Origin of the sequence: Streptomyces sp. NBC_00523 (genome assembly GCF_036346615.1) — a bacterium.
In the GTDB taxonomy this organism is placed as follows: domain Bacteria; phylum Actinomycetota; class Actinomycetes; order Streptomycetales; family Streptomycetaceae; genus Streptomyces.
In genome coordinates, this window is record NZ_CP107836.1 from 5,523,349 (window position 1) to 5,533,772 (window position 10,424).

11 protein-coding genes are annotated in these 10,424 nt (G+C 70.6%); 10 read left to right on the plus strand and 1 reads right to left on the minus strand.

Features of this window, described 5'->3' with window-relative positions:
- The first annotated feature begins 156 nt into the window (after nucleotides 1–156).
- The 10 genes from OHS17_RS25165 (at nucleotide 157) to OHS17_RS25210 (ending at nucleotide 9,537) form a co-directional block, all read left to right on the plus strand.
- A complete protein-coding gene (locus OHS17_RS25165; protein WP_018105279.1) occupies nucleotides 157–834 on the plus strand; it encodes a response regulator in 678 nt (225 codons plus the stop codon).
- 185 nt (nucleotides 835–1,019) lie between these two features.
- Nucleotides 1,020–3,779 (plus strand): DNA translocase FtsK, encoded by a 2,760-nt coding sequence (locus tag OHS17_RS25170; protein WP_330313974.1) that lies wholly within the window; start codon nucleotides 1,020–1,022, stop codon nucleotides 3,777–3,779.
- A gap of 201 nt (nucleotides 3,780–3,980) precedes the next feature.
- Entirely contained in the window at nucleotides 3,981–4,784 is an 804-nt protein-coding gene (locus tag OHS17_RS25175; RefSeq protein ID WP_330313975.1) for a helix-turn-helix domain-containing protein, read from the plus strand.
- A 133-nt stretch (nucleotides 4,785–4,917) separates the two neighbouring features.
- A complete protein-coding gene (gene rimO / locus OHS17_RS25180; protein WP_330313976.1) occupies nucleotides 4,918–6,396 on the plus strand; it encodes a 30S ribosomal protein S12 methylthiotransferase RimO in 1,479 nt (492 codons plus the stop codon).
- Complete coding sequence (gene pgsA, locus OHS17_RS25185; RefSeq protein WP_330313977.1) at nucleotides 6,393–7,130, plus strand: CDP-diacylglycerol--glycerol-3-phosphate 3-phosphatidyltransferase; 738 nt, start codon at nucleotides 6,393–6,395, stop codon at nucleotides 7,128–7,130. The genes rimO and pgsA overlap by 4 nt, the downstream gene beginning before the upstream one ends.
- On the plus strand, nucleotides 7,127–7,636 hold the full coding sequence (locus OHS17_RS25190; protein ID WP_330313978.1) for a CinA family protein: 510 nt from the start codon (nucleotides 7,127–7,129) through the stop codon (nucleotides 7,634–7,636). The genes pgsA and OHS17_RS25190 overlap by 4 nt, the downstream gene beginning before the upstream one ends.
- Before the next feature lie 109 nt (nucleotides 7,637–7,745).
- Nucleotides 7,746–8,129, plus strand: a complete 384-nt coding sequence (locus tag OHS17_RS25195; RefSeq protein WP_018105285.1) for a helix-turn-helix domain-containing protein — start codon at nucleotides 7,746–7,748, stop codon at nucleotides 8,127–8,129.
- A gap of 265 nt (nucleotides 8,130–8,394) precedes the next feature.
- Nucleotides 8,395–8,865, plus strand: a complete 471-nt coding sequence (locus tag OHS17_RS25200) for a Dps family protein (RefSeq protein WP_330313979.1) — start codon at nucleotides 8,395–8,397, stop codon at nucleotides 8,863–8,865.
- Nucleotides 8,866–8,913: 48 nt separating this feature from the next.
- On the plus strand, nucleotides 8,914–9,102 hold the full coding sequence (locus tag OHS17_RS25205; RefSeq protein ID WP_161206870.1) for a CsbD family protein: 189 nt from the start codon (nucleotides 8,914–8,916) through the stop codon (nucleotides 9,100–9,102).
- A 171-nt stretch (nucleotides 9,103–9,273) separates the two neighbouring features.
- Nucleotides 9,274–9,537: a hypothetical protein gene (locus OHS17_RS25210; protein ID WP_018105288.1), complete on the plus strand. Its 264-nt coding sequence runs from the start codon at nucleotides 9,274–9,276 to the stop codon at nucleotides 9,535–9,537.
- A gap of 60 nt (nucleotides 9,538–9,597) precedes the next feature.
- Here the strand turns inward: OHS17_RS25210 and OHS17_RS25215 are convergent, their stop codons facing one another.
- Nucleotides 9,598–10,422 carry a DNA-formamidopyrimidine glycosylase family protein gene (locus tag OHS17_RS25215; RefSeq protein WP_330313980.1) on the minus strand — a complete coding sequence of 275 codons (825 nt, stop codon included), beginning with the start codon at nucleotides 10,420–10,422 and terminating at the stop codon, nucleotides 9,598–9,600.
- Nucleotides 10,423–10,424: the final 2 nt, after the last annotated feature.

A 10,424-nucleotide genomic window follows, 5' to 3' on the forward strand; every position in this document is an offset into this window, starting at 1 on the left:
CCGCCACGTTTCCGGTACGTGCACAGTGACATCACGGTGACAGGGTGTGGTGACCGCCGGGGTGCGGCTACCATGACCGGCACAAGGACGGGCGGCGTAAGGGAGTCGTCCCCCGGGGCGGCGCCCGGTGCAATTCCGGGGCGAGGAGGGCGGGCCATGGTGCAGAAGGCCAAGATCCTCCTGGTCGATGACCGGCCGGAGAATCTGCTGGCGCTGGAGGCCATCCTCTCTGCGCTCGATCAGACACTGGTACGGGCATCGTCAGGGGAGGAGGCGCTCAAAGCGCTGCTCACGGACGACTTCGCGGTCATTCTGCTGGACGTCCAGATGCCGGGCATGGACGGTTTCGAAACCGCCGCGCACATCAAGCGGCGGGAACGGACCCGGGACATCCCGATCATCTTCCTCACCGCGATCAATCACGGTCCGCATCACACCTTCCGGGGTTACGCGGCCGGCGCGGTGGACTACATCTCCAAGCCGTTCGACCCATGGGTGCTGCGCGCCAAGGTCTCGGTCTTCGTGGAGCTGTACATGAAGAACTGCCAGCTGCGGGAGCAGGCCGCGCTGCTGCGGCTCCAGCTGGAGGGCGGCGGCCAGACCAGCGCCCAGCAGGAGAGGGAGCCCGCCGGTCTGCTGGCCGAGCTCTCCGCGCGGCTCGCGGCCGTCGAGGAGCAGGCGGAGGCGCTGTCGAAGCAGCTCGACGACGAGTCCGCGGACGCGGGCGCCGTCGCGACGGCCGCCCATCTCGAACGGAAGCTGACCGGACTGCGCCGCGCGCTCGACGCGCTGGAGCCGGGCACCGGCGGGGCGTCGGCGGCCGTTCCCTCGTAACGGCGCATCCGCCTTGTGGGCGGGGCGCCTTCGGGTGTGGCCGGGCAACTGACCGGTGGCTGCGGGTTTTCCGCGTGCGGCCGCCGGTGAGGGCGCGTCAGTTTCCGGCCCGCGCAGGGCGACACGGACGGGTGAACGGGCACGCACCGGTGTCCACAGACGTGGACACCGGTAACCTCGGCCCCATGGCCTCACGTACGTCCGGCAAGGGTTCCCAGGGCACTGCGGGCACCGCGAAGCGCGTCGGCGGTGGCCCGGGTCCGGCGAAGAAAGCCGCGCCCGCCAAGAAGACCGCAGCGAAGAAAGCGCCCGCCAAGAAGGCCCCGGCCAAGAAGACCGCGGCGAAGAAAGCCGCTCCGCCGCGTCCGGCACCCTCGCCCACCAACGGCGTGTACCGGCTGGCTCGGGCCCTCTGGCTCGGCGCGGCCCACGCCGTCGGCGCGATGTTCCGCGGCATAGGGCGCGGCGCCAAGGGCCTCGACCCCGCCCACCGCAAGGACGGCGTCGCGCTGCTGCTGCTCGGCCTCGCGCTGATCGTCGCCGCGGGCACCTGGTCGAATCTGCGCGGGCCCGTCGGCGACCTGGTGGAGATGCTGGTCACCGGGGCGTTCGGCCGGCTCGACCTGCTCGTGCCGATACTGCTGGGCGCCATCGCGGTGCGGCTGATCCTGTACCCCCAGCGGCCCGAGGCCAACGGCCGCATCGTCATCGGCCTCTCCGCCCTGGTCATCGGCGTGCTCGGACAGGTCCACATCGCGTGCGGCTCGCCGGGGCGCGACGAGGGAACCGAGGCCATGCAGGACGCGGGCGGCCTCATCGGCTGGGCCGCCTCCAAGCCGCTGATCTTCGCCATGGGCGAGGTGCTGGCCGTGCCGCTGCTCCTGCTGCTCACCGTCTTCGGGCTGCTGGTCGTCACGGCGACCCCGGTGAACGCCATCCCGCAGCGGCTGCGGCTGCTCGGCGTGAAGCTGGGCATCGTGGAGCCGGCGTACGACCCCGAGGCGCAGGAGGACGACGACGAGCGCTACGACGAGCAGTGGCGCGAGGCGCTCCCGCCCCGCTCCCGCCGCTCCCAGGCGCCCGACGGCTACGACCCGGACCTCGCGGAGTCCGAGGCGCTGACCAAGCGCCGCAGGCCGCGCAGGCCCTCGGTGCAGCCCGCGATGAACCGCACGATGGACGCGGTGGACGTGGCGGCCGCCGCTGCCGCCGCGCTCGACGGGGCCGTGCTCAACGGCATGCCGCCCTCGCCGGTCGTCGCGGACCTGACGCAGGGCGTCTCGGTGGACCGCGAGCGGGCGGGCACGCCGGTGCCGGGTGCCAGGGAAGCGGAGCCGGCCGGGAAGTCCGCCGGGAAGCGTACGGAGGCCACGTCCGGGGCCGGTGTGCCCGATCTGACCAAGCCGGCGCCCGAGCCCCCCGAGCCCCAGTCGCTGCCCGCCCGGGCCGAGCAGCTCCAGCTCTCCGGGGACATCACGTACTCGCTGCCCTCGCTCGACCTGCTGGAGCGCGGCGGTCCAGGCAAGACACGGAGCGCCGCCAACGACGCGATCGTCGCCTCGCTCACCAACGTGTTCACCGAGTTCAAGGTGGACGCCGCCGTCACCGGCTTCACCCGCGGGCCGACGGTGACGCGGTACGAGGTGGAGCTCGGCCCCGCCGTGAAGGTCGAGCGGATCACGGCGCTCACCAAGAACATCGCGTACGCCGTCGCCAGCCCCGACGTCCGCATCATCTCGCCGATCCCGGGCAAGTCCGCGGTCGGCATCGAGATCCCCAACTCCGACCGGGAGATGGTCAACCTCGGCGACGTGCTGCGCCTGGCGGACGCGGCCGAGGACGACCACCCCATGCTCGTCGCGCTCGGCAAGAACGTCGAGGGCGGCTACGAGATGGCCAACCTCGCGAAGATGCCGCACGTCCTGGTGGCCGGTGCGACCGGCTCCGGCAAGTCGTCCTGCATCAACTGCCTGATCACCTCGATCATGGTGCGGGCCACGCCGGAGGACGTCCGGATGGTCCTGGTCGACCCGAAGCGCGTCGAGCTCACCGCGTACGAGGGCATTCCGCACCTGATCACGCCGATCATCACCAACCCCAAGAAGGCCGCCGAGGCGCTGCAGTGGGTCGTACGGGAGATGGATCTGCGCTACGACGACCTCGCGGCCTTCGGCTACCGGCACATCGACGACTTCAACCACGCGGTGCGCACCGGCAAGCTCAAGACGCCGGAGGGCAGCGAACGCGAGCTCGCTCCGTACCCGTATCTGCTGGTGATCGTCGACGAGCTGGCCGACCTGATGATGGTCGCCCCGCGTGACGTCGAGGACTCGATCGTCCGCATCACCCAGCTGGCTCGCGCCGCCGGCATCCACTTGGTGCTCGCCACACAGCGCCCCTCGGTGGACGTCGTCACCGGTCTGATCAAGGCGAACGTGCCCTCGCGGCTCGCCTTCGCCACGTCCTCGCTTGCCGACAGCCGCGTCATCCTGGACCAGCCCGGTGCCGAAAAGCTCATCGGAAAGGGTGACGGCCTGTTCCTGCCGATGGGCGCGAACAAGCCGACCCGTATGCAGGGCGCCTTCGTCACCGAGGACGAGGTCGCGGCCGTCGTCCAGCACTGCAAGGACCAGATGGCCCCGGTCTTCCGCGACGACGTCGTGGTCGGCACGAAGCAGAAGAAGGAGATCGACGAGGACATCGGCGACGACCTCGACCTGCTGTGCCAGGCGGCCGAGCTGGTCGTCTCCACGCAGTTCGGATCGACCTCGATGCTCCAGCGCAAGCTGCGGGTCGGCTTCGCCAAGGCCGGGCGGCTCATGGACCTGATGGAGTCGCGCAACATCGTCGGACCGAGCGAGGGCTCCAAGGCGCGCGACGTCCTGGTGAAACCCGACGAGCTCGACGGGGTGTTGGCACAGATTCGTGGGGAAACCGCTTCGTAAGAGTTTTACGGGCAACCGTTTCGCCGGGCCGTACGTCAAGTTGAAGGGAAGGACGGAACGTCCTTCCCCGGGGCGTCCCGGCGAAACCGGCTCTGTTCGAATCTGATGGCGTACAAAGTCCACCCGCCCGGTTGCCCCACCCTTTCGTACCCCCCCTAGACTGAACACCCAGCAGGTGGCTCACGCTCGAAAGGCGCCCCCGTGTCCATCGGCAACTCCCCCGAAGACGACCAGCCTTCGATCGGTCGAGTGCTCCAGCAGGCTCGTCTCTCCGAAGGCCTCACGGTCGAAGAGGTCAGCACGTCCACCCGGGTGCGCATCCCCATCGTGCACGCGATCGAGCAGGACGACTTCTCCCGCTGCGGCGGCGACGTGTACGCCCGCGGCCACATCCGTACGCTCGCCCGAGCCGTCGGCACCGATCCGGAACCGCTGATCGCGCAGTACGACGCCGAGCACGGCGGCCGTCCCGCGCCCACGCCGGCGGCGCCGCTGTTCGAGGCCGAGCGCATCCGCTCCGAACCCCGCAGGCCCAACTGGACGGCGGCCATGGTCGCGGCGATCGTCGCCGTGGTCGGTTTCGTCGGCTTCACCTTCTTCAAGGGTGGCGACGACGGGCCCTCGACGGCCGGCCGTGTGGCCGAGGGGCCGACCTCCGACAAGATCGCCCCGAAGCCCTCCGCCAGCAAGCCCGCCGACCCCAAGCCGGCCCCGTCCGAGAGCGCCATCGCCGCGGCGCCCCAGGACAAGGTCACCGTCAAGCTCAGCGCCACCCAGGGCAAGAGCTGGATCTCCGCCAAGGACCACAACGGCCGGGCCCTCTTCGACGGCACCCTCCAGCAGGGCGAGTCGAAGACCTTCCAGGACAAGGAGCGCGTCGACCTCATCCTCGGCAACGCGGGCTCGATCGAGCTCTTCGTGAACGGGAAGAAGGTCGAGGACCAGTTCAAGCCCGGACAGGTCGAACGCCTCTCGTACACCAAGGGCGACCCCGAGGTCGGCTGACCGGTCACCCGGAGACATCGCGGCGCGGCGAGCGCCCGGCCACCGTGCCGGGCGCTCGCCGTCTTTGTCACCGTGGGTAACGGCGCAACCCTCCGCGGCGGGGCAGGTGCCGGGACAAAGTAGTCTTGAGTCCATGCCCGAACGCCGTACCGTCGCCCTTGTCACTCTTGGCTGCGCCCGTAACGAGGTGGACTCGGAGGAGCTCGCAGGCCGCCTGGCAGCGGACGGCTGGGAGCTCGTCGAGGATGCCTCCGATGCCGATGTCGCCGTCGTCAACACCTGTGGGTTCGTGGAGGCCGCCAAGAAGGACTCCGTCGACGCCCTCCTCGAAGCCAATGATCTGAAGGACCACGGCCGCACCCAGGCCGTCGTCGCCGTCGGCTGCATGGCCGAGCGCTACGGCAAGGACCTCGCCGAGGCCCTGCCGGAAGCGGACGGCGTCCTCGGCTTCGACGACTACGCCGACATCTCCGACCGCCTCCAGACCATCCTCAACGGCGGCATCCACGCCTCCCACACCCCCCGCGACCGCCGCAAGCTGCTGCCGATCAGCCCCGCCGAGCGGCAGGACGCCGCCGTGTCCCTGCCCGGCCACGCGCAGGAGATCGCCCCCGCGCCCGCCGACCTGCCGGAGGGCGTCGCCCCGGTCTCCGGGCCGCGCGCGCCCCTGCGCCGCCGGCTGGGCACCAGCCCCGTCGCCTCGGTCAAGCTGGCCTCCGGCTGCGACCGGCGGTGCTCCTTCTGCGCCATCCCGTCCTTCCGCGGCTCCTTCATCTCCCGCCGTCCCTCGGACGTGCTGGGCGAGACCCGCTGGCTCGCCGAGCAGGGTGTGAAGGAGGTCATGCTGGTCTCCGAGAACAACACCTCGTACGGCAAGGACCTGGGCGACATCCGTCTCCTGGAGACCCTGCTGCCCGAGCTCGCGGGCGTCGACGGCATCGAGCGCATCCGCGTCAGCTACCTCCAGCCCGCCGAGATGCGGCCCGGCCTGATCGACGTCCTCACCTCGACGCCGAAGGTCGCGCCCTACTTCGACCTGTCCTTCCAGCACTCCGCGCCCGGCGTGCTGCGGGCGATGCGCCGCTTCGGGGACACCGACCGCTTCCTGGAGCTGCTGGACACGATCCGCGGCAAGGCACCGCAGGCCGGCGCCCGGTCCAACTTCATCGTCGGCTTCCCCGGCGAGACCGAGGACGACCTCGCGGAGCTGGAACGGTTCCTCACGGGCGCCCGTCTCGACGCCATCGGCGTCTTCGGCTACTCCGACGAGGACGGCACCGAGGCGGTCGGCTACGACAACAAGCTCGACGCCGACGTCATCGCGGAGCGCCTCGCGCACATCTCCCAGCTCGCCGAGGAGCTGACCTCGCAGCGCGCCGAGGAGCGCATGGGCGAAACGCTCCAGGTGCTGGTCGAGTCCGTCGAGCCCACCGAGGACGAGCCGCGCGCCTACGGCCGCGCCGCGCACCAGGCGCCCGAAACCGATGGCCAGGTGCTCTTCACCACACGCGAGGGCCTGGTCCCGGGCCGTATGGTCGAGGCAAAGGTCGTGGGCACCGAAGGCGTGGACCTGATCGCCGAGTGCAGTGAGCTTGTGGAGGTAGCCAGATGACCGGAGTCCCGGCATCCGCGGCAGGCGGTTCCGGCGCGACGCCGGTCCGCGGCGGAAAGCTGGGCGCCGCTGCGGTCAATCAGGCCAGTCTGTGGAACATCGCCAACCTCCTGACGATGGCCCGGCTCGTGCTCGTTCCCGGCTTCGTGGTGCTGCTGCTCCACAACGGCGGGTACGACCCGGCCTGGCGCTCCTTCGCCTGGGCCGCCTTCGCCATCGCCATGATCACCGACCTGTTCGACGGGCATCTCGCGCGTACGTACAACCTGGTCACCGACTTCGGGAAGATCGCCGACCCGATCGCCGACAAGGCGATCATGGGCGCCGCGCTGATCTGTCTGTCGTACCTGGGCGATCTGCCCTGGTGGGTGACGGGCGTGATCCTGTTCCGTGAGCTGGGCATCACGCTGATGCGGTTCTGGGTGATCCGGCACGGGGTCATTCCGGCCAGTCGCGGCGGCAAGATGAAGACGCTGGCGCAGGGGACGGCCGTCGGGATGTACGTCCTGGCGCTGACCGGTCCGCTGGCCACCCTGCGCTTCTGGGTGATGGCGGTGGCGGTCGTGCTGACGGTCGTCACCGGTCTCGACTACGTCCGCCAGGCCGTCGTGCTGCGTCGCCAGGGCCTCGCGGCGGAACGGGCGGCCGGGGAAGCCCCTCGGGCCGCCTCCGAGGAGCCCGGCGCGGTCGCCGAGGCGGCGGGGGCCCGGGGGTCGGCGGAGGCCGAGCGGTGACTGCGGCGGGCCGGGTGCTGCGGCTCCTTGTCGAGCGGGGGGAGACCCTTGCCGTCGCGGAGTCGCTGACCGGCGGCCTGGTCGCGGCCGAACTGACGTCCGTACCGGGTGCCTCCCAAGCCTTCAGGGGCTCGGTGACGGCTTACGCGACCCCCCTCAAGAGTGAAGTCCTCGGGGTGGACGCGGGCCTTCTGGCGGAGCGCGGAGCGGTTGACGCGGACGTCGCGCGTCAGATGGCGACAGGCGTACGGCGGGTTCTGGGCGCAGACTGGGGGGTGGCGACCACCGGCGTCGCCGGCCCCGAACCACAGGACGGCCGGCCCGTCGGAACGGTTTTCGTCGCGGTCAGCGGCCCGGACGGCACCGAGAAAGTGTCCGCGCTGAGGTTGAACGGCGACCGGGCGGACATCCGTAAGAAGAGCGTACGAAGCGCGCTCGACCTGCTCTCAGGCGAACTCCACGAGAATGCGAGCGCACAGGATACGGAAGAGAACGGGGGGAATTGATGTTTGCAGCCCTGAGTGAACACGACATCGCTCCCCGCACGGCCGCAGCGCTAGGCGGTACGGTGGGGCGTGAAGGATGCGGCTACGCGGTCCGAGGAGGGAGCCACCGATGATTCTGCTCCGTCGCCTGCTGGGTGACGTGCTGCGTCGGCAGCGCCAGCGCCAAGGCCGTACTCTGCGCGAAGTCTCCTCGTCCGCCCGAGTTTCGCTCGGCTATCTCTCCGAGGTGGAGCGGGGGCAGAAGGAGGCATCCTCCGAACTGCTCTCCGCCATTTGCGACGCGCTTGACGTACGGATGTCCGAGCTCATGCGTGAAGTGAGCGATGAGCTGTCCCTGGCCGAACTGGCCGAGTCGGCAGCGGCCAGCGATCCGGTACCTGTACCGGTGCGCCCCATGCTCAACTCCGTCTCCGTTACCTCGGTGGCGGGTGTACCGACGGGGCGGGTGACCATCAAGGCACCCGCGGAAGCGGTGGACGTAGTCGCCGCCTGACCGTTCGGTTCGGTGTGAAGCCGGAGCCCCGGCTCTCCCCCTGTTGTGGGGGAGGGCCGGGGCTTTCGTGTGCCTGCGTGTGGATTTGGTCCGCCGGGGCGTGTGTCAGCGGGGCGATGGGGGGCAGGCGCGTGGATGAGAGACCGAGGAACCGTCCCGAAGGCACGTGGCGGAACCATCGGAGACTTCCTCAAATGACTGTTTTGCTTCGTTTGTGCCATCGTGGGTGGTGCTGAACGGAACGGATTCCAGATCGGAGACGTGCATGTCTGTGGTGAAGAGCCCACTGTCCGAGACCGACCTCAAGACCGTCGGAGACGCCCTCCAAGGCGCTCTGGTGGATCTCCTCGACCTTTCTCTGGTGGCCAAGCAGGTCCACTGGAACGTGGTCGGGCCGCGGTTCAGGTCCGTGCACCTCCAGCTCGACGATGTCGTGGACACCGCTCGCCAGCACTCCGACACGGTCGCGGAGCGGGCGTCCGCGCTCGGCGTCAACCCGGACGGCCGATCGGCGACGATCGCCAAGAGCACGGCCATCGCCTCCGTGTCCGAGGGCTGGATCAAGGACGTGGACGCGGTCAAGACCCTGGTCGACGCCCTGGGCGTGGTGATCGGGCGGATGCGCGAGCGCATCGAGGTGACCGAGAGCCCGGACCCGGTCAGCCAGGACATCCTGATCTCGCTGACCGCCGACCTCGAAAAGCACGCATGGATGTTCCAGGCCGAGAGCGCCTGAGCACACGCCGTCACTCAACCCGACTTCTCCCCTGGAGGTACGAGCATCATGAACGAAGGCGCGAAGGACAAGGTCACCGGCAAGGCGAAGGAAGCCATGGGCAAGATGACCGGCGACCGTCGCAAGGAGGCCGAGGGCAAGGCGGACCAGGCCAAGGGCAAGGCCAAGGACGCCATGGGCGGCGCCCGCGACCGGGCGGACGGCGTCAAGGACTCCCTGAGCGACGACAAGGACTGACCAGCCCTCGGCGAGCCCCCACCCGCGCGGTGGGGGCTCCGCGCTGAAAGGGGCCGGTACGGGGTTGTGCGACCGGCCCCGTACGCGCCGGGAGTGCAACGGTGCGCTCTCGCCCCGGCGGAACGGGCGCGACTAGGGTCCTTCGTTTGGATCAAGCCGGAGGAGGCGGCCATGGTACGGCGATGGGTGCCGGCGCTCGTTCTCTGCGGCCTGTGGTGGTGGGCCGTGCTGCGGCTGATACTCGCCCCGGCGCACGCGGGGGTGGTCGAGGGAGCGGTGGCGGCGGGCGGCTGGGGGCTCAGCCTCCTGCCGGTGCACGTGGCCGCGACGGCCAGGCCCCTCGGCATCTTCGACGCGGGTACGGGCCTCCTGCGACGCGGTACGGCGTGGGCCCGGAGGCGCGCGGGGGCATGGCGGCGGTGGGTGGTCAGGTAGGTGTCGGGGCGGCCGTTCCGGCTGTCCGGGCCGGGGGCTCTGCGCCGGTAGCGGTGTACGTCAGGTGGGCCCCGGGCCGGTCTGGCAGCCGGGACACCAGTAGGCGGGGCGGTCGTCCTGCTCGGCCGCGCGGACCGGGGTTCCGCAGCGCAGACAGGGGCGGTGTGTCCGTCCGTAGACCCAGAGGCTTTCGCTCGGCCTGCGCGCGCGGGCGTTGGCGACGGTACGGGAACGGCCCCCGGCGGTCGTGACGCGGTTCGGGCGGTCGCGGTTGGCGTCGAGGAGCTGGTGCGCCGTGCTGACCAGCAGGGTGGCCGTCCGCGCGGGCAGCTCGCCGATGGGGAGCCAGGGGGTGGCCCGGGCCAGGAAGCAGAGCTCGGCCTTGTAGATGTTCCCGATGCCGGCCAGGTTGCGCTGGTCGAGCAGGGCTTCGCCGAGCGGGCGGGCCGGATCGCTCAGGAGATTGCGCAGCGCGGTGTCGGGGTCCCAGTCGGGGCCGAGCAGATCGGGGCCGAGATGGCCGACCGCCTGCTCCTCGTCCTGGGTGCGCAGGAGCTCCAGGACCGGGAGACGGTAGCCGACGGCGGTGTGGGCCGCGTTGCCCAGGACGGCGCGGATCTGGTGGGCGGGGCCGCCGCGCCAGCGCTCGCCCGGGGCGTAGATCCGCCAGGCGCCGTCCATCCGGAGGTGGCTGTGCAGGGTGAGACCGCCCTCGATCCGGGTCAGCAGGTGCTTGCCCCGGGCGGTGACGTCCAGCACCGCCCGGCCCGTGAGGTCGGCGGTGGCGAACCGCGGGACGCGGAGGGCGGACGTGGTGAGGACCTGTCCGGCCAGCGCATGATGCAGCCGCGCGGCGGTCTGCAGGACGGTGTCTCCTTCGGGCATGC